This window comes from Enterococcus sp. AZ048 (assembly GCF_051715125.1).
Classification (GTDB): Bacteria; Bacillota; Bacilli; order Lactobacillales; family Enterococcaceae; genus Enterococcus_A; species Enterococcus_A gilvus.
In genome coordinates this window covers 631,341-655,000 of the sequence record NZ_JBIOTD010000001.1, presented here as the reverse complement: position 1 = coordinate 655,000, position 23,660 = coordinate 631,341, and the positions used below count along the sequence as shown (strand labels likewise).

At 46.5% G+C, this 23,660-nt stretch carries 23 protein-coding genes, 2 rRNA genes and 1 other RNA gene (1 of these 26 only partly in view); 4 read left to right on the top strand and 22 right to left on the bottom strand.

What is annotated here, in order from left to right; genetic code table 11:
- The 4 genes from IGI66_RS03280 to IGI66_RS03265 all read right to left on the bottom strand — a co-directional run.
- A 23S ribosomal RNA gene (locus IGI66_RS03280) occupies positions 1 to 721 on the bottom strand; it reaches 2,192 nt to the left of the window's first position.
- Positions 722 to 963: 242 nt separating this feature from the next.
- Positions 964 to 2,522 (bottom strand): 16S ribosomal RNA (locus tag IGI66_RS03275).
- The 16S and 23S rRNA genes sit together here, the layout of an rRNA operon.
- 355 nt (positions 2,523 to 2,877) lie before the next feature.
- On the bottom strand, positions 2,878 to 3,240 hold the full coding sequence (locus IGI66_RS03270) for a hypothetical protein (protein WP_174293655.1): 363 nt from the start codon (positions 3,238 to 3,240) through the stop codon (positions 2,878 to 2,880).
- An 85-nt stretch (positions 3,241 to 3,325) separates the two neighbouring features.
- Positions 3,326 to 3,706: a CvfD/Ygs/GSP13 family RNA-binding post-transcriptional regulator gene (locus tag IGI66_RS03265; RefSeq protein WP_010781649.1), complete on the bottom strand. Its 381-nt coding sequence runs from the start codon at positions 3,704 to 3,706 to the stop codon at positions 3,326 to 3,328.
- Positions 3,707 to 3,783: 77 nt separating this feature from the next.
- Here IGI66_RS03265 and IGI66_RS03260 point away from each other — a divergent pair, with 77 nt between their 5' ends.
- Entirely contained in the window at positions 3,784 to 4,950 is a 1,167-nt protein-coding gene (locus IGI66_RS03260; RefSeq protein ID WP_438847566.1) for a MalY/PatB family protein, read from the top strand.
- 24 nt (positions 4,951 to 4,974) lie between these two features.
- Here the strand turns inward: IGI66_RS03260 and IGI66_RS03255 are convergent, their stop codons facing one another.
- Positions 4,975 to 5,562 carry a peptidylprolyl isomerase gene (locus IGI66_RS03255; protein WP_086305471.1) on the bottom strand — a complete coding sequence of 196 codons (588 nt, stop codon included), beginning with the start codon at positions 5,560 to 5,562 and terminating at the stop codon, positions 4,975 to 4,977.
- 131 nt (positions 5,563 to 5,693) lie between these two features.
- On the opposite strand from IGI66_RS03255, the gene IGI66_RS03250 reads away from it, so the two are divergent.
- Both IGI66_RS03250 and IGI66_RS03245 read left to right on the top strand, forming a co-directional pair.
- Positions 5,694 to 6,677 carry an NAD(P)/FAD-dependent oxidoreductase gene (locus IGI66_RS03250; protein ID WP_438847564.1) on the top strand — a complete coding sequence of 328 codons (984 nt, stop codon included), beginning with the start codon at positions 5,694 to 5,696 and terminating at the stop codon, positions 6,675 to 6,677.
- Between the two features lie 20 nt (positions 6,678 to 6,697).
- Positions 6,698 to 7,207, top strand: coding sequence for a phosphatidylglycerophosphatase A family protein (locus tag IGI66_RS03245; RefSeq protein ID WP_010781653.1), 510 nt, complete (start codon positions 6,698 to 6,700; stop codon positions 7,205 to 7,207).
- Between the two features lie 19 nt (positions 7,208 to 7,226).
- On the opposite strand, the gene IGI66_RS03240 is transcribed toward IGI66_RS03245, so the two are convergent.
- Genes IGI66_RS03240 through IGI66_RS03225 form a run of 4 tightly spaced genes read right to left on the bottom strand, consistent with a single transcriptional unit; the run spans position 7,227 to position 10,661 of the window.
- A complete protein-coding gene (locus IGI66_RS03240; RefSeq protein WP_044926400.1) occupies positions 7,227 to 7,862 on the bottom strand; it encodes a TIGR01906 family membrane protein in 636 nt (211 codons plus the stop codon).
- Positions 7,852 to 8,622 carry a TIGR01457 family HAD-type hydrolase gene (locus IGI66_RS03235; protein WP_086305468.1) on the bottom strand — a complete coding sequence of 257 codons (771 nt, stop codon included), beginning with the start codon at positions 8,620 to 8,622 and terminating at the stop codon, positions 7,852 to 7,854. Before IGI66_RS03235 ends, IGI66_RS03240 begins: the two co-directional genes overlap by 11 nt.
- 1 nt (position 8,623) lies before the next feature.
- Entirely contained in the window at positions 8,624 to 9,247 is a 624-nt protein-coding gene (locus IGI66_RS03230) for a YutD family protein (protein WP_438847561.1), read from the bottom strand.
- A gap of 34 nt (positions 9,248 to 9,281) precedes the next feature.
- Positions 9,282 to 10,661 carry a bifunctional metallophosphatase/5'-nucleotidase gene (locus IGI66_RS03225; protein WP_367377628.1) on the bottom strand — a complete coding sequence of 460 codons (1,380 nt, stop codon included), beginning with the start codon at positions 10,659 to 10,661 and terminating at the stop codon, positions 9,282 to 9,284.
- A 96-nt stretch (positions 10,662 to 10,757) separates the two neighbouring features.
- On the opposite strand from IGI66_RS03225, the gene IGI66_RS03220 reads away from it, so the two are divergent.
- Complete coding sequence (locus IGI66_RS03220) at positions 10,758 to 11,237, top strand: methylated-DNA--[protein]-cysteine S-methyltransferase (RefSeq protein ID WP_367377627.1); 480 nt, start codon at positions 10,758 to 10,760, stop codon at positions 11,235 to 11,237.
- A gap of 42 nt (positions 11,238 to 11,279) precedes the next feature.
- Here the strand turns inward: IGI66_RS03220 and IGI66_RS03215 are convergent, their stop codons facing one another.
- From IGI66_RS03215 to IGI66_RS03155, 13 genes are all read right to left on the bottom strand, one after another.
- On the bottom strand, positions 11,280 to 11,777 hold the full coding sequence (locus IGI66_RS03215) for an LURP-one-related/scramblase family protein (RefSeq protein WP_438847558.1): 498 nt from the start codon (positions 11,775 to 11,777) through the stop codon (positions 11,280 to 11,282).
- 45 nt (positions 11,778 to 11,822) lie between these two features.
- Complete coding sequence (locus IGI66_RS03210; RefSeq protein ID WP_010781660.1) at positions 11,823 to 12,692, bottom strand: SPFH domain-containing protein; 870 nt, start codon at positions 12,690 to 12,692, stop codon at positions 11,823 to 11,825.
- Positions 12,693 to 12,831: 139 nt separating this feature from the next.
- Positions 12,832 to 12,915, bottom strand: an RNA gene (ffs, locus tag IGI66_RS03205) — signal recognition particle sRNA small type.
- 26 nt (positions 12,916 to 12,941) lie between these two features.
- Positions 12,942 to 13,445, bottom strand: coding sequence for a tRNA adenosine(34) deaminase TadA (tadA, locus tag IGI66_RS03200; protein ID WP_086305465.1), 504 nt, complete (start codon positions 13,443 to 13,445; stop codon positions 12,942 to 12,944).
- An 87-nt stretch (positions 13,446 to 13,532) separates the two neighbouring features.
- The gene (locus IGI66_RS03195; protein WP_010781732.1) at positions 13,533 to 13,868 is read right to left on the bottom strand and encodes a hypothetical protein; all 336 of its coding nucleotides are present in this window, start codon (positions 13,866 to 13,868) and stop codon (positions 13,533 to 13,535) included.
- A gap of 231 nt (positions 13,869 to 14,099) precedes the next feature.
- Positions 14,100 to 14,813 (bottom strand): zinc metallopeptidase, encoded by a 714-nt coding sequence (locus tag IGI66_RS03190; protein ID WP_010781733.1) that lies wholly within the window; start codon positions 14,811 to 14,813, stop codon positions 14,100 to 14,102.
- Positions 14,814 to 14,931: 118 nt separating this feature from the next.
- Entirely contained in the window at positions 14,932 to 15,255 is a 324-nt protein-coding gene (locus IGI66_RS03185) for a zinc ribbon domain-containing protein YjdM (protein ID WP_010781734.1), read from the bottom strand.
- 162 nt (positions 15,256 to 15,417) lie between these two features.
- Positions 15,418 to 16,422, bottom strand: coding sequence for a hypothetical protein (locus IGI66_RS03180; RefSeq protein WP_438847555.1), 1,005 nt, complete (start codon positions 16,420 to 16,422; stop codon positions 15,418 to 15,420).
- A gap of 218 nt (positions 16,423 to 16,640) precedes the next feature.
- A complete protein-coding gene (gene nagE / locus IGI66_RS03175; protein ID WP_114523946.1) occupies positions 16,641 to 18,602 on the bottom strand; it encodes an N-acetylglucosamine-specific PTS transporter subunit IIBC in 1,962 nt (653 codons plus the stop codon).
- Position 18,603: 1 nt separating this feature from the next.
- Entirely contained in the window at positions 18,604 to 19,455 is an 852-nt protein-coding gene (locus tag IGI66_RS03170) for a PRD domain-containing protein (protein WP_010781737.1), read from the bottom strand.
- Between the two features lie 209 nt (positions 19,456 to 19,664).
- Entirely contained in the window at positions 19,665 to 20,618 is a 954-nt protein-coding gene (locus tag IGI66_RS03165; protein ID WP_438847553.1) for a DHH family phosphoesterase, read from the bottom strand.
- Between the two features lie 14 nt (positions 20,619 to 20,632).
- Positions 20,633 to 21,964: a DRTGG domain-containing protein gene (locus IGI66_RS03160; RefSeq protein WP_010781739.1), complete on the bottom strand. Its 1,332-nt coding sequence runs from the start codon at positions 21,962 to 21,964 to the stop codon at positions 20,633 to 20,635.
- Positions 21,965 to 22,088: 124 nt separating this feature from the next.
- Positions 22,089 to 23,528, bottom strand: coding sequence for an MFS transporter (locus tag IGI66_RS03155; RefSeq protein ID WP_010781740.1), 1,440 nt, complete (start codon positions 23,526 to 23,528; stop codon positions 22,089 to 22,091).
- Between the last annotated feature and the right edge of the window lie 132 nt (positions 23,529 to 23,660).

Sequence of the window (23,660 nt, the reverse complement as noted above, 5' to 3'; positions counted from 1 at the left end):
CATGGTTTCGGGTCTACGACCACTTACTCATTCGCCCTATTCAGACTCGCTTTCGCTGCGGCTCCGTCTTTTCAACTTAACCTCGCAAGTAATCGTAACTCGCCGGTTCATTCTACAAAAGGCACGCTATCACCCATTAACGGGCTCTAACTTGTTGTAGGCACACGGTTTCAGGATCTATTTCACTCCCCTTCCGGGGTGCTTTTCACCTTTCCCTCACGGTACTGGTTCACTATCGGTCACTAGGGAGTATTTAGCCTTGGGAGATGGTCCTCCCGGATTCCGACGGAATTCCTCGTGTTCCGCCGTACTCAGGATCCTCCTAGGTGCCAGTCAAATTTTGTCTACGGGGCTTTTACCCTTTCTAGCAGACCTTTCCAGGTCCTTCGACTATCTCACTGAACTACCATATTGGAGTCCTACAACCCCAAGAGGCAAGCCTCTTGGTTTGGGCTTTTCCCGTTTCGCTCGCCGCTACTCAGGGAATCGATTTTTCTTTCTCTTCCTGCAGGTACTTAGATGTTTCAGTTCTCTGCGTCTACCTCTATTCAGCTATGTATTCACTGAAAAGTAACATCCTATAAAAGATGCTGGGTTTCCCCATTCGGAAATCTCCGGATCAAAGCTTACTTACAGCTCCCCGAAGCATATCGGTGTTAGTCCCGTCCTTCATCGGCTCCTAGTGCCAAGGCATCCACCGTGCGCCCTTATTCACTTAACCTTATCTTGACTTGCGTCAAGGGTCTTACTAATTTCCATGAGCGATCATGTTCCTTAGTAATAAATAAGCAATTGAACTTATTAAAAAACTCATTCAACGCGGTGTTCTCGGTTTGTTTAACATTTTGTTTCTGTATCCAGTTTTCAATGAACGATTTGAGAGTAGACCTCTCAAAACTGAACGAATAAAAGCAAGCCTGTGTAGTTTCCGTAACGTTCATCTAAGATGAACTATTTCCTTAGAAAGGAGGTGATCCAGCCGCACCTTCCGATACGGCTACCTTGTTACGACTTCACCCCAATCATCTATCCCACCTTAGGCGGCTGGCTCCAAAAGGTTACCTCACCGACTTCGGGTGTTACAAACTCTCGTGGTGTGACGGGCGGTGTGTACAAGGCCCGGGAACGTATTCACCGCGGCGTGCTGATCCGCGATTACTAGCGATTCCGGCTTCATGTAGGCGAGTTGCAGCCTACAATCCGAACTGAGAGAAGCTTTAAGAGATTAGCTTAGCCTCGCGACTTCGCGACTCGTTGTACTTCCCATTGTAGCACGTGTGTAGCCCAGGTCATAAGGGGCATGATGATTTGACGTCATCCCCACCTTCCTCCGGTTTGTCACCGGCAGTCTCGCTAGAGTGCCCAACTAAATGATGGCAACTAACAATAAGGGTTGCGCTCGTTGCGGGACTTAACCCAACATCTCACGACACGAGCTGACGACAACCATGCACCACCTGTCACTTTGCCCCCGAAGGGGAAGCTCTATCTCTAGAGTGGTCAAAGGATGTCAAGACCTGGTAAGGTTCTTCGCGTTGCTTCGAATTAAACCACATGCTCCACCGCTTGTGCGGGCCCCCGTCAATTCCTTTGAGTTTCAACCTTGCGGTCGTACTCCCCAGGCGGAGTGCTTAATGCGTTAGCTGCAGCACTGAAGGGCGGAAACCCTCCAACACTTAGCACTCATCGTTTACGGCGTGGACTACCAGGGTATCTAATCCTGTTTGCTCCCCACGCTTTCGAGCCTCAGCGTCAGTTACAGACCAGAGAGCCGCCTTCGCCACTGGTGTTCCTCCATATATCTACGCATTTCACCGCTACACATGGAATTCCACTCTCCTCTTCTGCACTCAAGTTTCCCAGTTTCCAATGACCCTCCCCGGTTGAGCCGGGGGCTTTCACATCAGACTTAAGAAACCGCCTGCGCTCGCTTTACGCCCAATAAATCCGGACAACGCTTGCCACCTACGTATTACCGCGGCTGCTGGCACGTAGTTAGCCGTGGCTTTCTGGTTAGATACCGTCAAGGGATGAACTTTTTACTCTCATCCTTGTTCTTCTCTAACAACAGAGTTTTACGATCCGAAAACCTTCTTCACTCACGCGGCGTTGCTCGGTCAGACTTTCGTCCATTGCCGAAGATTCCCTACTGCTGCCTCCCGTAGGAGTTTGGGCCGTGTCTCAGTCCCAATGTGGCCGATCACCCTCTCAGGTCGGCTATGCATCGTTGCCTTGGTGAGCCGTTACCTCACCAACTAGCTAATGCACCGCGGGTCCATCCATCAGTGACGCAAAAGCGCCTTTCAAATAGAAACCATGCGGTTTCTATTGTTATACGGTATTAGCACCTGTTTCCAAGTGTTATCCCCTTCTGATGGGCAGGTTACCCACGTGTTACTCACCCGTTCGCCACTCCTTTTCTTTCGGTGGAGCAAGCTCCGGTGAAAGAAAAAGCGTTCGACTTGCATGTATTAGGCACGCCGCCAGCGTTCGTCCTGAGCCAGGATCAAACTCTCATATAAAGTGTTTGAAACAATCTTGCGATTGTTAAGCTCAATTTAATAATTGACTTGCTAGCATATTGCTTGCTATGTTGTTTGCTTCTATATAATAGAAGCGCCCTACACATTTGGTTTGTTTTATTCGTTCAGTTTTCAAAGGTCTACGTTGTTTGTCGCTTTGTTTCAGCAACTTTTATATCTTAACAGGTTACTGAGTGAATGTCAACAACTTTTTTGAAGTTTTTTTAATTCCGAAAGCCATCGTTCGGCTTTCACTGCATCAGCAACGTTTATTAATTTACCACTTAATGAACTATCGGTCAACTGTTTTTTTCAAAAAAAAAAGAACTTATTTTCATAAGCTCTTTTTACGTATCTATTCAAATAATGGTACACCTTCGATTTCAATCGTTCCAAGTATCTTTCTCAAGCTGTCAGGCGTCTCCCAGACAAATCCATTTGGCAGCGTAGTGACTTCTTCACTCGCCATTTCAAATACATAAAGGGGTAAGTTGTCGCCGTGTGACTGAGTATTCGTTAGTTCGACCAACCGAATATTCGTCACATCAATATGTAGTGTTGCTTTCAAAAAATTCAAAAAGCTAGCTAAAACAGTGTTTTCAGCTTTGGTATCAGTGCGGGCAAATTCTTTCTCATTTCCTATTTCGTGAACTAAAAAACGTTTCGATCCATCTTCTAAATGCAACATGATTGTACCAGATACTTGTTTTGTCACAATTTTCACCTCTGCAAAAGCTAATCGTAAATCATCCCTATTGTATCATGTTTTCAGAAAAAAAGACAATTTTTGCATAAAAAGACGATTAGTTTTCAACTCTTTCTTTCAATAAGAAATCAATCGCTTCTTCTGTCCATTCAGGCATATTCTTTTCCAATGAACGAAACCCAATGTTTTTGTTGCGGTTGGTAAAGTAGCGTTTCCGATGATACGGCACTTCAACGGGATGCTCCAGCAATGTCCGCAATGACAAACTGATCTTCTTTGTGTATTCATCAATGTCAATGATCTGCACCCTCACCAGTTGGCCGACCTCTAAAAAACTGTGAATATTTTTAGTGTAGCCGGATTGTACCTCTGATATGTGCACCAGCCCTTGCGTCTGATCATCCAATGAGATGAATGCACCGTACGGCTGGATACCTGTTACACGACCTTCAATAATATCTCCAATTTTATATCCCATTCATTTCCCTCTTTTCGCATGTTTCATTATACTGTATTTATAGATAAAATTGAAGTTATCAAACAGGAGGTACTAAAATGACAACTTTTGAACAGCCGATCGACCGGCTTGGCTCGAACAGCGTAAAATGGGACGCCATTCTTCACATGTACAATGAAAAAGAGTTGCTGCCCCTTTGGATCGCGGATATGGATTTCAAAGCACCAGAAGGCGTACTGAACGCCTACCAAAAACTTTTAGAGCACGGAGTATTAGGGTATGCAGAGACGCCTGAAGGTTTGTACGATGCCGTGATTGCTTGGGAGCAGGAGCAGCATCAATTAGCATTGGAAAAAGACCACATCCTCTTTTTCTCCGGCGTACTAGCTGGGATCAATACGGCGATTCAAGCATTTACAAAGCCAAATGATGCCGTCCTGATCCACGACCCTGTCTATCCTCCCTTTGCTGGGATCATCAAGACCAATCGCCGCCAGCTTGTCCGCAGTCAGTTGATTGAAGAGTCGGGGCGTTTTGTCATGGATTATGCAGATATAGAAGAAAAATTCAAACAGCACCATGTAAAGGTCATGATTTTGTGTAATCCTCACAACCCTGGCGGACGTGTCTGGTCAAAAGAGGAGTTGCAGCGTTTAGGTGCCCTCTGCCAGCAATACAACGTTCTCGTTTTAAGTGATGAGATCCATCAGGATTTGGTTTTTGCTCCTCACGAAATGACCTCCTTCTTTAATGCCGGAGACGCGTTTTGTTCATTCAGCTTGCAATTTACATCAATGACGAAAACCTTCAACCTTGCTGGAATCAAAAATTCAGTCGCGTTTGTAAAAAATGACAAGCTGCGCAAACAGCTTCTCCGCAAGCAAGAGGAGAACTTCCAGCAAGAGATCAATACCTTTGGCTTGGTGGGAATGGAGGCTGCCTACGAAACGGGGAAAGAGTGGCTAGAGGAATTACTCCCCTATATCCAAGCAAATGTCGCCTACACGCAAGACTTTTTCCAAAAAGAGCTGCCTGAAGTAAGGATCATGAAGCCCGAAGGCACCTATCTTTTGTGGCTGGACTTCTCCGCTTACGGCCTGTCAGACGAGGAATTAGAGGAACGGTTGATCCATAAAGGAAAAGTCGTCTTGAACGCCGGGGTCAGTTATGGACCGAGCGGAAAACAGCATATGCGGTTGAATGTCGCTTGCCCTCGCGCAACGTTAGAAGAAGGTCTGCGTCGCATCGTGACTGCTTTAAAATAAAAAAACGGCCGATTGGCCGTTTTTTTATTCTGTAATTTCGATTGTTTCGATAACGATGTCATTCACTGGTTTGTCTTGCGGTCCGCGTTTTGCTGCACCGATGTCGTCTACAACGTCCATGCCTTCAACGACTTGACCGAACACTGTGTGACGGAAGTCCAACCATGGTGTTCCACCTTGTTTATAAGTTTCAATGATTTCGCCTGGGAATCCAGCTTCTTCTAATTGCGTCATCATGTTCGCAGGAACATTTTGGTTGTTGACGATGAAGAATTGGCTGCCGTTGGTATTTGGACCAGCGTTTGCCATTGATAATGCCCCACGCAGGTTGAATAGGTTGCGGGAGAATTCGTCTTCAAATTTTTCGCCATAAATGCTTTCGCCGCCCATGCCTGTACCTGTTGGGTCGCCGCCTTGAATCATGAAATCAGGGATGACACGGTGGAAGATCACGCCGTCGTAATACCCTTTCTTCGCTAGTTCAACAAAGTTTTTTACCGTTTTTGGGGCATCTTCAGGAAATAGTTGTACGATGATATCCCCCATGTTGGTTTTGATCGTCGCTTTTGGACCTTTTTCTTCTGCTAAGTTTAATTGTGGAAATTGAGTCACTTCAATGTCCTCCTTTATTTTTTCACTGTGTCCATCATAACAAACTTTTCTCCATTTGCCACCTCTGCAAGCCAAGCGTTTCTTTCTCTCTCATTTATTTGTTACAATCGATGGGAAGAAAGGGTGTTGATATGGAAATTTTTGATATAACCATCGTAGGTGCGGGTCCAGTCGGGATGTTCGCGGCTTTTTACGCAGGTATCCGTCAGGCAAAAACGAAGCTGATAGACAGCCTGCCGCAGTTGGGAGGACAACTGACGACACTTTATCCCGAAAAAAATATTTATGATATTCCTGGATTTCCCGTCGTTAAAGCGGCAGATCTGGTTGGCAACTTAGAAAAACAATTACGCACATTTTCTCATACCTATTGCTTGGACGAAGAAGTCCTCGCACTAAAGCAGCACGACGACTACTTGGAGCTAGTCACGAATAAGGACAGTCATTACACCAAAGCCGTCGTTTTAGCACTTGGAAATGGATCGTTTCAACCAAGACGTTTGATGATCGATGACGCAGACACTTATGAAAATCATGGCATTGATTATTACATCAATGATTTGATGAAATACGCCGGTAAAAAAGTGGCGATCGCTGGCGGCGGCGATTCTGCGATCGACTGGGCGCTGATGTTGGAGCCCATTGCCGATGAAGTCTCTATCATCCATCGCCGTGACAATTTCCGCGGACATGAGCACAGTGTGCAAAAATTAAAAGACTCCTCTATCAACATTTACACGCCTTACCTCTTGAAGGAACTTCACGGAGAACAGGAATTAGAGGATCTGACTTTACAAAAAGCGAAAAGTGATGAGACAATTACGTTGAATGTGGATTATTTGATCGTAAACTATGGCTTCTCTTCTTCTCTGGATCATTTGCGCTCTTGGGGATTGGAAAGTACCCGACTGGCGATTTTGGTTGAATCAGATATGCGCACGTCGATCCCTGGCGTCTATGCTTGCGGAGATATCGCCACCTATGACGGCAAAGTAAAATTGATTGCTACAGGTATGGGTGAGGCCCCAACAGCTGTCAACAATGCGCTGCATTATGTAAATCCTAAAAACCGTGCACAGCCCGGTCATAGTACGAGCTTGTTTCCACAAAATTAATCGTCACAAGGAGGTACCACATGGTATTTGAAACGACGGCACTTGAAAAGAAAGCCCGTGACCTGTTAGAAGAACGCGGCGTCACCATCGAAGATATCGCGGACTTGGTCTTTTTCCTGCAAAAGGATTACATCGAAAAATTAGATATCGAATTGTGCATCCATAGCGTCAACCGTGTGTTGACAAAAAGAGAAGTCCACAACGCGATCATCACCGGCATTGAGTTGGACAAATTGGCGGAGCAGAAGAAGCTGGATTATCCTTTGCAAACGATTTTGGAAGAAGATGAAGGCCTTTATGGCATTGACGAGATCATGGCGCTGTCCATCGTCAACGTTTATGGTTCCATCGGCTTTACAAATTATGGCTACATCGACAAGGTCAAACCCGGCATCTTGAAAAAACTCAACGAACACGACGGCGTCCACGTCCATACCTTCTTGGATGACCTTGTCGGAGCGATCGCTGCGTCTGCTGCTAGCCGTTTGGCTCACGAAAATCCGCGAAACTTAGACAGCATCGTCAAATAAAGAGCATTAAAAAAAGAGCTTAGCGCTCTTTTTTTAATGCTCTTTTCCCGAAATAGATCGGCAATAAATAAAAAATCTCCAGCAACACGAAAAAAAGAATGAAGCTGTGGAGGAAAAATGTCTCTGGTAAAACGTTGATGATCGGATCAGTCGCCGGATTGAATATCCACGCATCGTTATTAAAAAAGACACCGTGGAAAAGCACAAAGAAGCGATCAAAATTTACCGCCATCAAAAAGGCGATCACGATCGGAACAACGACCGCGATACGGAATGGTTGGATCATCGTCCACAGTCGCTGCTGCTTGTTTAGATGCCGAACGTAAACAATACTTGGAATGACCGTCACGAGCAATACGCCGTAATTCACTAGAAACAGCCGCTTCACTTCATAAAAATGCAGCGCCCCATTTGCTGAAACAGGAAAATCCGTCATCTTCAGCGTCTCCACCCACGGCAGATTCAAGTAACGCATCAACTGATCGAAATTATGCAGCAGTTCCTTTTCTGAGAGCGTCGTATAATCCAACAACCCCAGATGCCGAATGTCCAATTGATACAGCCAGCGCGCATTGATCGTCAAGGTGATGGCCAAGGTCAGCAAGGTCAGCAGCAAACAAACCAAGCCTAGACGTTCCAGTCCCTTAGTTTTCATCGAAGTGCCATTCATCCAACGACTCTACTAGGTAGGTCGGCGGAACAGGTAATGTAGGTACATCCTCTTTTTGAGTGAAGCCTGACAACACTAGCAAAGAATCGATCTCGTTGTTGATCCCGGCTAAGATATCCGTCGTATAATTGTCACCGACCATCAAGACTTCGGATTTCTCCATCCCTAAGATCTCCACGGCCTTCTCCATAATGATTGCTTCTGGTTTTCCGATATAGGTCGCTTTTTGTTGTGTCGCAGCCTCCACCATCGCGATCACCGAACCAGCACCAGGCAGCAGCCCGCGCTCTGTCGGAATATTTTTATCTGGATTCGTTCCAATAAAGGTCGCCCCCTTCTGGATCGCAAGGGTCGCAGTGACGAAGTGTTCATAGGTGACCGCAGTATCCAGTCCAACTACGACATAATCCGGCTGCTCTTCCTCCCAAACGTAGCCCGCCGAAAGGATCGGATCGATCAGCCCAGGTTCGCCAATAACGAAGACCTTCTTCCCTTTCGCAGCGTCGTTCATATAGTCGATCGTTGCTAGGGTCGCTGTATAGACCGCCTCTGGACGAACGTGGATCGAAAATTCATTGGCTAAACGATCCGCCACCGTCGCAGGGGTCTTGGTTGTATTATTGGTTAGAAATAGAAAGGGGATCTTTCGCTCCTGCAAGTGCTCCACAAAACGCCGACCAGCCGGGATCGGTTCGCTTCCACGATAGATCGTGCCATCTAAATCAATCAAATATCCTTTATACATCTTAAGACTCTTCTCTTTGACGAATCACGAAGCGTTCGTCTTTTTCTTTTGTTTTCATTGGGACTTCTTTTTTCGGCTGTCGGTTTTTGATCACCGGTTTTTTCTTAGGCTTTTCTGCCACCGGTGCTTTTTTCTCTTCTACGAATGCTTGCGGTTTGTCTTTCCGTTTGCGCTTACGTTTCTTGCGGGTTTGTTGGCGTTTGCCGCCTGTTCGTTCCAGCACAAAATAAGCACAGCCGAAATTACAATATTCGTATAAATAATCTTCTAATGTATCAATGCGCTGTTCTGGCAAGCTTTTCCGATCGTCTTCGCGGAAAAAGCCCTTCAGACGCAACTGGTCATATCCCCAGTCGCCGACGATATAATCGTAGCGTGTCAAGACCTCACTAAAGCGTTCACCTAAACGTTCGGCATCAAAGCCTTCACGATAATTTCTAACTAAACGGTATTGGCGTTCACCAATCAAAAGATTACTATCGCCGACAAATACGACGGGTTCGCCTTTTTTCTTTTCTTCAGCGGGTGTCTCAACGATTTCATCTAAGACCTCAGTCAGCTCATCCGTGACTGTTTTTTCTGGATGTTGTTTCTTCTCTTTTATGTCTCTTTTTTCTTTTGCCATCGTTTCACCACCTGTGTGATATTATACCTTGTTTTTATTTGATTGGGTAGTGAGTGTGGAGATAGTCTCCCAAAACACTGCGAATAAAATCAGGAAATAGAAATTCATACTGTCCAGCGATCTCGATCGTTGGGAAAAAGGGAACGAACATATAATGATCGACTGTTGCAAGTGTATACTCCAACTCCGGATCGATCGGCTCTCCCAGCCAACGTACTTGATGATTGACGGAATCGTAGGCGATCCCATCATAGACCAAGTGACCAAAGACTTTCCCACGAAAACCCATGCCCATTACTGGAAAGTTGATCAAAAAATGGCGGTTCTTTTCCATCTCTAAAATCAACCGAATCAGATTGGCGCCGTCTAGCGTCACTTTGATCAAGTGCATCGGATGCGGCAGTGCCCGGTGTAATTGGTCTTGATCGACGACTCCGGCAGGTACATCTGTCAAAAACAGCCCTGAATTCAAGACGGCGGCGTCCACGTTTGCAGCTTCCTTGACCGCCTTTAACGTGTCCTCGATCATCGGATGCTCCGATTGGAGATCTGTACGCATCGCGTAAGGAACCTCCGCCACTTTCTTTTCAGCCAATAGACGATGCCCTTCCGTCAGATACCCCTCGATCTCCTCCTGGTCTTCAGGCAACGCCAGCATCTTTTCAGTCGCAAACGTCCGCGCGCTCGTCTGCTGGATCTGATGCTCTTCATCGATCGTTAAATGCACTTCTCCCACGTAATACCCATATTTCCCCGCTGCGGCTAGTTGGACCGGACCGATCTTCTCGCCTGTCTCAAACAAGTGGTGCGTATGGGAGCCTAGTATGACATCGATCGCCGGCAATTCCCGCGCGATACGGCGATCCACACTGATACCGAGGTGACTCATCAAAACCAGCACGTCCACCTGCGGACGAAGCTCCTCCACCAGATTGGGTAAAATGTCCATTACTTGACGAATGTCCCAGCCGTTCGGATTATAGGTCAATGGAAACGGCGCGGTAAATGCCAGCAGCCCGACCTTGGTCCCCTGTTCGGTCGTAATGATTTTCGATTGCTGCGCCCACTTCGGCGGCTGCAAGGTTTGCTTATCAAAAAGATTGTCTAAGAGCACGTCAAAATTGGCATGATCGTACAACCGATTCAATTCTTCCTTTGAATTTCCAACACCCTCATTGTTACCGATCGTTGCCGCGTCATAATGGATCTGATTCATTAGCTGAACGTTCGCCTGCCCATCCGTCGCTTCGGTCAAAGGATGCCAGCGGTCGACAAAATCGCCAAGATCGATCGTAATGATCCGTTGCTCCGCCGTTTCTTCCTGCTTGCGATTCAATAGGAAGCGGCGGATTTTTGGCCAATTTTCTAAATGGGAATGGAGATCATTGGTATGTAAAAGAATAATTTTTTCCATTATCCTACCTCGTTTCAACTCTTTTTGTCCCATCTATAGTAACATATAGCCAAAGAAGACCAAACGGACTCGTTTGGCTAAAGAAGGGGAAGACCTATGACATTCGAAACGATTCTTGGCACGCTTTGGCTAAATGCGAATCAAACGGCGTTGACTGAACTATCTTACACACCGATCGAAGAGCACCCTGACGCGAACCAAGCCATTTTGCAAACGGCGAAAAAACAAATAGTAGCCTTTCTAAAAGGCGAACGCCAAACCTTTGACGTCCCTTTTGTCTTTGAGCGGGGAACGGATTTCCAGCAAGCCGTCTGGCAGGCCTTGATAGAGATTCCTTACGGTGAGACCTGCAGCTATTTAGACGTTGCCGAAAAACTCCAGCGACCAAAAGCCGTTCGCGCCATCGGTCAGGCCAATCGTCAGAATCCGCTGCCTATTCTCATCCCTTGTCATCGGGTGATCGGGAAAAACGGCAAGCTGACAGGCTATTCTGGCTCTAGCGAGGCTGGTCTGAAGATCAAGGAACAATTACTTTCGATCGAAAACCCTGCTCTGCAAGAAATCACACTCTTTTAACGACAAAAAACCGCGACTGAACGTTCTTCAGTCGCGGTTTTTTTAATTCGAGGCAGACGTTTGCGCAGCGTCCTCGTCTTCTTTGACACAATCGATCGCTACGACTAGAGAAACGATCAGTTCTTCCAGTGCGTCATTCAAGATCGTGATCTCATAGGTATCGCCCCACGAGATCCAGCGTTTATGGATCTCTGCCACTTTGCGTCCTTTTTGCGAAACTTCAAAATCCATATCCCACCAATTGCCGTCGACACTGATGTCTTCAGCAGAGATCGAATATTTCGCTTTTAAAAAACTCACCCGTTTAGAGATTTCGATTGCCTCTTTCCCATCCATCTCAACAAAGAATTTTGGCAAGAGACTGATGACTTTCTTCGTGATGCGGCTGACCTCATTGCCGTTTTCATCTTCGATTCGGAAGGTCTTGGGGATCTTCATGAAACTTCCTTTGACAAAATAGCGGGGACGTTGGTCTTCATCGGTCACCGTGAATTTTTCACCGATACTGAAGACCTTTTGTTTGATGTACAGTTTTTTCATCGCGCTTCCTCCTATTTCCTTTTCAATTACTCCGAGATACAGTGATTATTTTTCAGACAAATCACCTGTGTTGATGACTGGCTGTGTGCCCTTATCCGTAATGATCGAGACAAGCAGATTGTTGATCAGTTGCACTTTGCGGTCATCTGTAAAATGGATGTCTTGCCCATTCTCGATCTGTTCCAATGCCATTTGCGTCATGGTCACGGCACCTTCCACGATGGTTTGCCGCGCAGACAGGATCGCTTTGGCTTGTTGCCGCTGCAGCATCGCGTTAGCGATCTCTGTCGCGTAGGCCAAATGATTCAATCGGGTCTCAATGACCTCCACACCGGCCATTGCCAATCGTTCCTGTAATTCCTGTGCCAATTCTTCTGAAACCTCGGTAGTGTTGCCCCGCAAGGTCAAATCATCCTCGTTAAAGGTATCGTATGGGTATTGGGTCGCAATATGACGAATAGCCGTCTCACTTTGTATCTCAACGAAATCCAAATAATAATCCACGTCGAACAACGCTTTGGCTGTATCCACGACCTTGAACACCACGACCGCAGAAATTTCTACCGGATTGCCGTCTGAGTCATTGACCTTTAACAACGAGCTGTTGAAGTTTCGTACCTTCAAAGAAATCGGTACCTTCCGCGTCAAAGGCGTGGTGATGAACAGCCCATTCGCTTTGATCGTACCTAAATATTTTCCAAAAAACAATACCGCCTTCGCTTGATTCGGCCCAACGATCGTCAATGAGCTGATGAACAGGATCGCGATGATCCATAAAATGATCCCTATGATTATCATCCCTAGACGTTGATTGCTGCCGCCTGTGATAACGAACCACGCACCGCCTAATAATACGAGGATCAACCCGACCAATCCCGCGTACCCATTTATGTGAAAAGCATTTTTCTCCTTCATCCTTCGCACCTCCAACTTTAGTACCCTCAGTGTACGCTTCTTTTCAAAGCGCTTCAATCAATTAAGCTAAATAAAAAAACGAGCCCTCAGCCCGTTTTCGTAAAAAAAAGCAGACTCGAAAGTCTGCTGTTGGTTTCATTCATATCAGACACATGCCGGATCCTACTTAGTGCTGCTTCCTTCCAGACCTGACACAATTCACAGGCCCGGCATTGTCCTGCCTTTCGGCAAAAAATAGTATAACAAACTCTAGTCGTTTTGGCTAGTCTTTTTTTTCCGTGCCCGAATCTCACGGAAAAAATTCGTCAACAACTGTCCGCATTCTTCCTCGAGAATCCCGCCTTCGACATATGCCCGATGGTTGAAGCGTTCATCCGTCAAAAGATTCATCAAGGTGCCGGCCGTCCCGCCTTTCGGATCATAAGCCCCAAAATAAACCTCTTCAATTCGGGAAAGAATCATCCCGCCGCTGCACATTGGACAGGGCTCCAGCGTCACAAACAATTGACACTCCTCCAGCCTCCAGCTTTCCAGCTCCTTGCACGCCGCACGAATCGCGAACATTTCCGCATGGCTCGTCGCGTCTTGGCTGTGCTCCCGCAAATTGTGCCCTCGTCCAATGATCTCTCCACGATAGACCACCACCGCACCGATCGGCACCTCCTCGACCGCCTTCGCCTTATTGGCTTCGCTGATCGCTTCTTGCATAAAAAAAAGTTTTTCTTCTTCCGTTAATTGACTCACGCGTTCCATTCGTATCCTCACTTCGCTCGTATTGATGTTCCTTACTTTAGCATAATTATACCCACAAAAAAAGATGCGCCATCGCTGGCACATCGTTTACATCATTTTATCTACAAGGTCCATCAAACGGTCTTTTAAATCTTCGGTCGTATCTTTGATGGACTCACCGTAGACCGATACACGCTTTTTTCCGCTCTTGATTTTGTTCAAAATATTCATGACATTATCCAAATCATCATCTGAAAGTTTATCAACGATTGCTAACAGTGAGTCACTGCCGTCAAATTTGTCATTGACGAAACGTTTCACCTTACAACGATTTGATACATGGCGCGCTTTTTCGATCAGCTTGCCAGATGCAATTACAGCTGTCGCAGTACTAGCCGCCACAACGACGCCTACTCCGATTTTTACTTTGGTTGATCTTTTCATAGTATCAGCTCCTTAGTGATTTTGATTCGATGAATTCTTCTTACGAAAAACCCGCTGTCCCCTCTGCGCGTCGCCAAAATAAACTCGGCGAAGAAAACAAAAGGGCTTCCTTCATTCCATCATACCACACACTTAAAATTATCAATACTAAGATACTCGTTGAAATGAAAGCGCCCTCCAGCGTTGACGGATTTTCCTTCAATAAAAAAAGAACCGACACGTCGTCGATTCTTAATTTCTATTCCGATTTCCGCCAAACAGCAGGACCAACCGCAGCAATTGCAGGAAGGTTGCTAAAGCCGCAGCGACATAGGTCAATGCCGCAGCAAACAATACTTTCCGCGCGCCGGCCAATTCTTCTTCATCCAGCATATTTCCTTCGCGCAAGATGCTCAATGCACGTCTGGAGGCATCGAATTCCACTGGCAAGGTCACCAGTTGGAAAATCAACGCTAACGAAAAGGCTAAGATCCCGATATTGATCAACGTCTGATTCCAGCTCATAAATACACCCAATAGAATCAAGGGGAAGGAAAGCGTTGAACCGATATTGGCAACCGGAACAATGGCCGCCCGCATTCTCAACGGTATGTAATTCTTCGCGTCCTGTACCGCGTGTCCGCACTCGTGGGCCGCTACACCGATCGCAGCGACCGAAGTCGATTGCGCCGTCGCTTCAGACAAACTCAACATCTTATTGCCGCTATTATAATTATCCGTCAGGTCTCCGCTGATCTGCTGGACACCCACGTCATTGATATTTTGACTGCGCAAAATATACTCAGCCGCTTGGGTCCCAGTCACGCCCTTACTGCTTCGGAACTTGTCGTATTTACGAAATGTCGAATTGACATACGCCGAAGCAAAACCAGAAATGACCAGTCCGGCGATCACTAATAGAAACGTGGGATCTAGAAAATTATAGAATGATCCATACCCATACATATACATTCTCCTCTAATAAAAGATAATTTGACTGTCTTAAATAAAACAGTTTTCTAATCTTAGTTTAACATGAAAGGCATGAATTTTTTATGAAAACAACTCTAAGAATCCCTCTAGCTTATAACTTCTTAACAAATTCAGACTTTAGTTTCATTGGTCCAAAGCCGTCTACTTTGCAATCAATGTTGTGATCGCCTTCGACCAAACGAATGTTTTTGACCTTGGTTCCCTGCTTGATGGCACCGGATGCCCCTTTGACTTTAAGGTCCTTGATGACCGTGACGCTATCGCCTTCTTGCAGTTGATTGCCGTTGCTGTCTTTGACGACTAGCCCTTCTTCAGCGGCATCACTTTCTGACCATTCATGACCGCATTCTGGGCAAACAAACAAGCCGCGATCTTCATACGTGTATTCTGATTGACACATTGGACAATTTGGCATACTCTTCCTCCAATAATTTTTTTCTGAATGTTTAGTTTAGCTGAAACGCGTTGTCTTGAAAAGACTTTCCATAAAAAACATTCGTTATCAGAATTTCAGCCGTTGCCCTTGATCGAAAGCAATCCAAAGATGGCTGAACATCTCGTTGGTTCACTTGATCCGCTATTTTCGTTTCCTATTCCGCTTGGTTCGACTGTCCTTTTTCTTCCCTTGTTGCTTATCCAGTCTACGTTTGAGATTTTTCTGTCGCTGCTCTTCCTCTACTTGCTCGGGGGTCTTATCAAAGCGCACGTAGGAGGACTTCGGTTTGGGCGGGAGATCGACGGCGTTATGGGACGGACTTTCTGTGCTCGAAGCTTCTTCCCCCGGCAGCGGATACTCCGCCTCGACGATCGCCGCAGCTTCTTCGTAAGACAGCTTATTGGCTTTTTTTGGCGATGGGGATGCGGCGATTGGAGATGCTGCCGCAGCAAGGACGGGCTGTTTTTTGGTCTTCGTGTTTGTAGGCGCTTCTTCAACAACTGTGTCTTCTTGCGTTTGTTTAGCTTTCCCCACCTTATAGGAAGTCGTCTCCACATGACCGCCGCCTTTGTAATCAACCAATGCCACGAATTTTCGGACGCCGTCTACCTCAAAGATACTCAACAGCGTCAACACTTCTAGAATTTCCACCACCAACGTCTCCTCTTTGTTAGGATCGACGTCGCGAATCGTCAGCAGATGGCGCTTGCCCACCGCATCTTCAAAACGGGAACGAATGTCATAAACAAGGCCCTCTCTGTAAAGGTCCAAACTGCCCTGTTTTTCAAAAGCATTCTTGAAGGAACGGATCATTTCAGTCTGGGCAAAACACTCGGAAGGGCTTCCAAAATACTGCTTGATCAAGCCATCCCATTCTTTGGATTCAAAATATTCCTTGAAAAAGGGCAAAAAGAGGCGCAGGGTGTCTGTCGGCTCGACTGTTAAAAAGAGGTCCCGAAGCAGGTTTTTGCAGAGAAAAGAAAAAGCCCCCGTCAAATTAAGCGCATTCCGCACCATGACCGCAACCAAATACTCGATCACAGAATCCGCATCCCCGGATTGTTCGTAGTAAGTCACGATCTTCTTCTCCAAAGACTCTCGTTTCATCAAGAATAACTGCCGCGTACCTAATTTTTTAACATCCATGTTCCCATCCTCCATTTTCAAGAAATCGCTTTCTGTTTTTTATATTTTCAGAATAAGCCTAAAAGTACAGCCTTGTAAATGGTTAGATCAACTATTTTTTTTATTTATTTTCACGAATGTTATTGAATATTTATTTTTTAACTCTGCTATAAATGGCTAACTTCTTTTTAAATAACTAAAAAAGGCCATGTCTAAGACGACACGACCTTCGTTATGGACTAATTACTTGTTATTTCACCGATTACCTCATTGACAAGAACTTCCTTTGTTTCGATCAAATCGGAGCTTTTTACTTTATCCATATTCGTCAACGCAACAATAATGTCGGTTTTCTTCCCTGCTTTGCGAACAGCCTCTAAATCTACTTTAGCGATCATCTGACCACGCCCCACTTGTTGTCCGGCTTTGACATAAAGCTCAAAAGGCTCTCCTCCTAGATCGACCGTATCTAAGCCCATGTGCAGCAGGACTTCGACGCCTGATGCAGTTGTGATCCCCACTGCGTGCTTCGTTGGAAAGACATTGGAGATCGTCCCTGCAACAGGGGAGAAAATCTCACCCGAAGTAGGCAATACAGCATAGCCGTCACCCATCATTTTCTCTGAGAAAACATCGTCGGACACTTCCGTGATCGGCACTAAACGGCCGTTGGCTACTGCAAACAGCGCCTGTGTTTTCGGAACTTCCTCCTCCACGATCGCCTGCTCCGTAACTGCATGCGTTGCACTGCTGCCATTGTGGAGACGATTCATTTCATCTGCTACAAATTGGACTTCAGTCCCTACGATCACTTGGATATTCGTGTCATCGATCACCTTTAGACCCGGAACACCAGTGGCCTTGATCTGGCTTTGATTGACTTCCCCTGTGTCTTTGAGTTGCAGACGCAGACGGGTCGTACAATTATCGATCGACTGCACATTCGCCGGCCCTCCCAGCGCTTCATAGATCTTCTGTGCCATGACCGCGTGTTTGCTGTCGCCAGTCAGACGAATATCCGGCATTTCTTCTCCGTCATCTTCTTCACGTCCCGGCGTCATCAAATTGAACTTAACGATCACAAAGCGGAACGTCGTGTAATAAACCACGGCCATGACCAAGCCTAAAAGAAGGAGCATATACGGCTGATTCGCTATTGGAACACGCAAACTCAAGAAGAAATCAATAAATCCAGCACTGAAGTTGAACCCTGCGGTCCATCGGAAAGTCGCCGCGATGAACATTGAGATCCCTGTCAAAATAGCATGAACGACATATAACGGCCAAGCAACGAACATGAATGAAAACTCAAGCGGCTCGGTTACACCTGTAAAGAAAGAAGCAAAAGCGGCCGCGACCATCAAGGAAGCCGTGACTTTTTTCTTCTCAGGACGAGCGCATTGATAGATCGCTAACGCGCCTGCGGGTAAACCGAACATCATCACTGGGAAGAAGCCGGCTTGATAACGGCCTGTGATTCCACGAACCCCTTCGCTTGCCCAGAATTTACCAATGTCATCGATTCCCGCCAAGTTGAACCAAAAGACATTGTTCAATGCGTGATGCAAACCAGTCGGGATCAATAACCGATTGAACAGGCCGTATAGCCCTGCCCCTAGTGGTCCCATCCCTGAGATCATCTCACCAAAGCTGACTAAGCCGGTGTAAACAGGTGGCCAGGCGAAAATCAGAATCGCCGACAGTACCGCCATGACGCCTGCTGTAACGATAGGCACCAGCCGCTTTCCGCTGAAGAAAGACAGCGCCATTGGCAATTTCACGCCGCTAAAGCGATTGTACATCGCCGCCGCGACTAAACCGGCTAAAATTCCGACAAAGACGTTTTTAAAGTTGATGGCACCAAAGGCGATATTCACATCTTCCACCGCGACTTTGGTAAACATGGCTACCGCTTCGCTATTCACTAATGTCATCGGTGTCAAAAAGGCCACCAATCCCGACAAAGCCGCCGCGCCATCCTTGTCTTTCGACATTCCTAAGGCCAATCCTACTGCAAACAAGACACCCAGATTGTCCAAGATCGTTCCGCCTGCCTTGATCAGGAAAGCGGCCAACAAATTGTTCCCACCCCAACCGCTGGGATCGATCCAATACCCGATCCCCATAAATAAAGCCGCGACTGGCAAGGTTGCCACAGGTAACATCAACGAACGCCCCATGCGCTGCATATATGCTTTCATACTATTCTTCTCCTTTATGTTCTTTTACTTTTCGCAATCGTTCTACATGAATAGCGACATAGCCCAATTCTTCTGTAGTGATCGCTAACTGATAGGTCTTCATCAAAAAGACACGAATCTTCTTTGCCACTTGATAACTTTCAGGATACTTGTTCCGAACCATCTCAATGATGTCTTGATCTAAGACCGCGTAACGCTGGGTCTGGTAACGTTGCAGCAAAAGACGCAGATGATTCGCCAAACGAGAATAATCCAAGGCCATCTCCTGAGAACGGATCGCGATCTCCAATTCTTCTTCAATCAAGTGGATCACGTCAGAAACGATGGTGACTTCTCGAATACTGTCATGGTTATTGCCTCTTCCCGTTCGCGCACTATGGATATGGATCGCGATATAGCCCGCCTCATCGTAGCCATACGGAATCTCCAAGGTTCGATTCAAGTAATCGACCGCCCATTGCGCGATCCCAAACTCTTCGCTGTATAAAATCTCGATCTCGCTAAGTAGTTTGTTCCGAACAACGATCCCATTTGAAATATTTTGCGCAGCAAAAGCGATGTGATCCGTCAACGAAATAAAGATATGTTCATTGAGCTTCTCCATCAGGACCGTCTCCGCATGATCAATAATGGCTTCGGCAGCAAAGAAATAGGTTTCGTTAATTTGATTCAATAAGGTCTGTAGCTTTTGCTGTCCCTCCGGCTCCATCACGAACAAGCGCTCGATCTCTCGGGAATAAAGCAAATCATTTTTCTGTTTGCTAAAACCGATTCCTTTGCCGATGGCGATTTTTTCTTCTCCATGGTCATCAACTAAAACGGCATTTTGATTCAGTATCTTTTTGATTTTCATTGCTCGTCCTCATTCTGCAGAATAGTGGTGCTGTTTCGACTAGTTATTATTTGGCCAAATAAAAAGGCACGGAAAGATGCACAAGGAGCCTTCCTTGCGTGTCTTTCCATGCCTAGTATGATCTAGTCACATGAAACAGTATTGTTAACACTTTGAATTGTATAGACCAATGAGGGGATTGTCAACTTCTTTTTTTTGAAGTTTTTTTATCATTCCCCAGTTTTTTGGTAATCTTCGCATAAAGCTTGGATCTTTTGATAAATTTCCTGGCACATCGCTTGGTCTTTCGCATTCGCGCCGCTGGCTAACGGATGGCCGCCGCCATGGTATTGCTTCGCCAATTCATTGATCACGGGGCCTTTCGACCGCAGGCGAACGCGGTAATATCCTTCTGGCTGCTCGACGAATACTGCCCAAGCAAGTACGACGTCGATCGTTCCTGGCAATGGGACCAATGAGGCTGTATCGGAATCCTTGATGCCGTATTTATTTAAGATTGCCTGATCTAAGAACACATACCCGGCACCGTATTCATCGATTTGCAGGTTCTGATAAAGATAGCCTGAAAGCTTGGCAACATCCAATGAGATTTGATCGATCTCTCGATTTAGCTTGGTAGCATCGAATCCGTAATCGAGCAAACGCGCCGCAACCTGTAAGGTATGGGAGGTTGTTGCCGGGTATAAAAAGCGCCCTGTGTCTCCCACGATTCCGCCATAGAGCAAGCGTGCCGCATTTTCTGTCACGGTCAAGTCTTCAGCAAAGGCGAAGTCGGCAATGATCTCGCTGCAACTGCTTGCTTTCGTATTGACCCAAAGCAGATCCCCGTATGGATCGTCATTCGGATGGTGATCGATCTTGATCAGTTTTTCTCCCAGCTTGTAGCGGTCGTCACTGATGCGGGGAGCATTCGCAGTGTCTGTCACGATCACCAATGCGCCTTCGTACAGATGATCCGCGATCTCGTCCATTTCCGCTAAAAAATCCAAGCCTTCCACGGGGCCTCCGACTTGATAGACCTCTTTTTTAGGAAATGTCGCGCGCAAAATCTCAGCGAGTCCGCATTGGGAGCCAAGAGCATCTGGATCAGGACGCATGTGACGATGGATGATGATCCGATCGTAGTCTTTAATCATTTGTAAAATTTCTTCTGTTATTGTCATACCTATTCCTCTTTCTAAGAGCGCTCCATCACTTGGCAAAGCACGATTGCTTTGGCTACGATCACATTATCGATGTAGACTTCCAAATCGACCTTTGCCGAACGCCGTCCTAGTTCTAATGTTTTTGAATGAATCTCGATCTCACTTTCCAACTGGATCAACCGCAAATAATACAGGTTCATCTGTTCGATCAATGTATTGCGTCGTTGATCGATCAAGATGCTGCGCTGCGCCACATTGGCGACGATCTCGCTCAATACGCCAAAGGAGATCGTTCCCACGCTGTTGACCATTTGAGGAGTGACCTCAAATTTGAAGTACGGATTGTCGAGGGGATTGTCGTCACGGTCTGTATCTACCGTTAGGATATCGCCGACGATTTGGTCAGAGATCGTATTCGACATTTGTGGCTGACGCTGTACAAGCTGCATCGCCTTCATGACATCCTGACGACTGACCATGCCCACTAATGAAAGGTCGTCCTTCACTACCGGCATCATTTCCAGTCCATCCCAAATCATCTGATGGCTGACAGACGCGACACTCATACTTTGCTTCACGACATTGGGTTCGCGGGTCATTACACGCTCGATCGCTTGATTTTCCGCTTTTCCAAGAACATCCTTCGCGGTAACGACACCCAAGACCCGCATGCTTTTATTTACAACAGGGAAACGAGAATGACCCGTTTTTTCCGATAAACGGTGATAATTCGCGATCGTGTCGCCTGCCTGCAGATACACCGTCTTTTCTAACGGCATATAGATATCGCTGACTTGCATGATATCCTTTTTGATCAGTTGATCGCTCAACGCGCGATTGATCATCGTTGCGACAGTAAAGGAGTCGTACGTCGTGCTTAGCACGGGCAACGACAGCTCATCCGCCAATTGCGCAATCTCCGGTGTGGTATCAAAACCACCTGTGATCAGGACTGCGGCCCCATCCTGCAAGGCCAGCTTTTGTGCACCCTCACGGTTCCCGATGATCAATAACGAGCCGGGGGTGATGTAGCGGCGCATCGCTTCTTCCGTCATGGCACCGATGACAAATTTATTTAAGTCTTTGTCTAATCCATTCGAACCACCCAAAACGTCGCCCTCAATGATGCGGACCACTTCACCAAAGGTCAGGCGCTCAATGTTTTTCTTTAATTTGCGCTCGATTCGGATCGTTCCTACTCGTTGGATCGTGGAGACCAATCCGATATTTTCAGCGTCCTTGATCGCACGATAGGCGGTCCCTTCACTGACACGCAAATTTTTTGCGATACTGCGGACGGAGATCCGTTCTCCCACCGGCAAATTTTCAATATGTTCTAAAATCAAATCGTGTTTTGTCGCCATATTTTCCTCCCGCTATAAAGTTTATCTATTATAGTAGTACAGCTTAGCAAAACTAGTATAACAGAGTCCCTAAAAAAAAAGAAGTCAACCGTTACCATTCGGGTAACAATCAACTTCTTTTGTACTAATGGATCGTCTGATCCGTTGTCTTTTTTCGGAATCGAATCAACGAAAGCACCCACGCGATGACGCAGATCGCAAAGGAGGCCATAAAGGTCACCCGCATCCCAAAAATGAAAATGTCTGGCCGTCCTTCAATGTAGGTCGTCACTCTCTGACCATAAGCGGTACTCATTCCGCTGTAAAGGATCGTCGTAGACAGCGCGATACCAACGACCATCCCCAAATTCCGAGCGAAGGAATTCAAGCTGCCGGCAACGCCCAGGTTTTCCTTCTCCACACTGCTCATGACGATCGTGTTGTTCGGCGATTGGAACAAGGCATTCCCCATCCCCATGATCGCTGTAGCCAAAATGTAGTACCAGATCGGGCTTGTTTGATTCATAAAGACATACATCAGTTGTGTAACAGACAGCAAGGCCAGTCCCATCAACACCAGCTTCTGAGGACCGATCTGATCCGTCAAATACCCGCTGAGGGGTGAGCCGATGACCATCAAGAAAGGAAAGACCATCATTAACAGCCCCGCATAGCTAGCAGTCAGGCCCCGCGCATTTTGCAGGTAAAAAGGCATGACCACGTTCACGAAGAAATTGGCTGAGAAAATCAGCAGCGCCGTGACCAAGCTCATTGTGAACAACTTGTTTCTCAAAATATGAAAAACGAGCAGCGGATTTTCCTTTTGCTTCTCCACACGAATAAAAATCACGAAAAAGACGATGGCTGCGACGAATAATAGCAGCGGCACTGTATGGATATAGCCGACTTCTTGTCCAATAAAGACTGCCCCGAAGAAGCTCATGATGGTGATCGCGAACGTCACGAAACCGAGCCAATCGATTTTCTTTTTGGACATCGTGATATCCTTTGGCAAGTATTTTTCACCGATCAAGATCGTCAATAGCCCTACAGGCACATTGATCCAGAAAATATAGGACCAAGAAAAATGAGCCAATATCAACCCGCCGATACCCGGACCTGCGATTGATCCTAAGGAGACAAAGGCACCGATCGCCCCTAAAGCTCGTCCCCGTTCCCTCATAGGAAAGACCTCTGTCGTGATCCCTGTGTTCGTCGCCATCGTCATGCTGGCACCGATTCCTTGGATCACCCGACCAAACAAAAGCATGGTCAAGGAATGATTGAAGCCGCACAGCAGCGACCCTAAGGTAAATACGACCGTCCCGATCCGATAGACCTTGATCTTGCCGAAGCTGTCTCCGACTTTCCCAAAAAGCAGCAGGCACGCACAGACCACCATCAAATAAATCGAGACGACCCATTCCGCCTTATTCATTGGAACAGATAAATCTCGCGAGATCGTCGGCAGCGCGATATTCACGATACTAGAATCCAATGTCGACATGAATGTGAACATCGCCACGGAAACTAAGATCCACCAGCGATTCTTTTGGACGACCGCATCCTCTTGATACGTATGCATCAAAAAAACTTCCTTTCATTACAGCCTGCGAGTCAGTCAAAAAAACGCTGAACGCTCTGGCAAAATTAACTGTGGCTCTCACAGGAGCCGCTAGACAAAACCCTTCAAATAGGCCATAGCTATTTTAATAGA

What these genes read in the sequence shown, in the direction of transcription:
- IGI66_RS03265 (WP_010781649.1), bottom strand. Translation starts at nt 3,706, where the DNA reads ATGGGATATAAAATTGGAGATATTATTGAAGGTCGTGTAACAGGTATC.
- IGI66_RS03260 (WP_438847566.1), top strand. Translation starts at nt 3,784, where the DNA reads ATGACAACTTTTGAACAGCCGATCGACCGGCTTGGCTCGAACAGCGTA.
- IGI66_RS03250 (WP_438847564.1), top strand. Translation starts at nt 5,694, where the DNA reads ATGGAAATTTTTGATATAACCATCGTAGGTGCGGGTCCAGTCGGGATG.
- IGI66_RS03245 (WP_010781653.1), top strand. Translation starts at nt 6,698, where the DNA reads ATGGTATTTGAAACGACGGCACTTGAAAAGAAAGCCCGTGACCTGTTA.
- IGI66_RS03240 (WP_044926400.1), bottom strand. Translation starts at nt 7,862, where the DNA reads ATGAAAACTAAGGGACTGGAACGTCTAGGCTTGGTTTGTTTGCTGCTG.
- IGI66_RS03235 (WP_086305468.1), bottom strand. Translation starts at nt 8,622, where the DNA reads ATGTATAAAGGATATTTGATTGATTTAGATGGCACGATCTATCGTGGA.
- IGI66_RS03230 (WP_438847561.1), bottom strand. Translation starts at nt 9,247, where the DNA reads ATGGCAAAAGAAAAAAGAGACATAAAAGAGAAGAAACAACATCCAGAA.
- IGI66_RS03225 (WP_367377628.1), bottom strand. Translation starts at nt 10,661, where the DNA reads ATGGAAAAAATTATTCTTTTACATACCAATGATCTCCATTCCCATTTA.
- IGI66_RS03220 (WP_367377627.1), top strand. Translation starts at nt 10,758, where the DNA reads ATGACATTCGAAACGATTCTTGGCACGCTTTGGCTAAATGCGAATCAA.
- IGI66_RS03215 (WP_438847558.1), bottom strand. Translation starts at nt 11,777, where the DNA reads ATGAAAAAACTGTACATCAAACAAAAGGTCTTCAGTATCGGTGAAAAA.
- IGI66_RS03210 (WP_010781660.1), bottom strand. Translation starts at nt 12,692, where the DNA reads ATGAAGGAGAAAAATGCTTTTCACATAAATGGGTACGCGGGATTGGTC.
- tadA (WP_086305465.1), bottom strand. Translation starts at nt 13,445, where the DNA reads ATGGAACGCGTGAGTCAATTAACGGAAGAAGAAAAACTTTTTTTTATG.
- IGI66_RS03195 (WP_010781732.1), bottom strand. Translation starts at nt 13,868, where the DNA reads ATGAAAAGATCAACCAAAGTAAAAATCGGAGTAGGCGTCGTTGTGGCG.
- IGI66_RS03190 (WP_010781733.1), bottom strand. Translation starts at nt 14,813, where the DNA reads ATGTATGGGTATGGATCATTCTATAATTTTCTAGATCCCACGTTTCTA.
- IGI66_RS03185 (WP_010781734.1), bottom strand. Translation starts at nt 15,255, where the DNA reads ATGCCAAATTGTCCAATGTGTCAATCAGAATACACGTATGAAGATCGC.
- IGI66_RS03180 (WP_438847555.1), bottom strand. Translation starts at nt 16,422, where the DNA reads ATGGATGTTAAAAAATTAGGTACGCGGCAGTTATTCTTGATGAAACGA.
- nagE (WP_114523946.1), bottom strand. Translation starts at nt 18,602, where the DNA reads ATGAAAGCATATATGCAGCGCATGGGGCGTTCGTTGATGTTACCTGTG.
- IGI66_RS03170 (WP_010781737.1), bottom strand. Translation starts at nt 19,455, where the DNA reads ATGAAAATCAAAAAGATACTGAATCAAAATGCCGTTTTAGTTGATGAC.
- IGI66_RS03165 (WP_438847553.1), bottom strand. Translation starts at nt 20,618, where the DNA reads ATGACAATAACAGAAGAAATTTTACAAATGATTAAAGACTACGATCGG.
- IGI66_RS03160 (WP_010781739.1), bottom strand. Translation starts at nt 21,964, where the DNA reads ATGGCGACAAAACACGATTTGATTTTAGAACATATTGAAAATTTGCCG.
- IGI66_RS03155 (WP_010781740.1), bottom strand. Translation starts at nt 23,528, where the DNA reads ATGCATACGTATCAAGAGGATGCGGTCGTCCAAAAGAATCGCTGGTGG.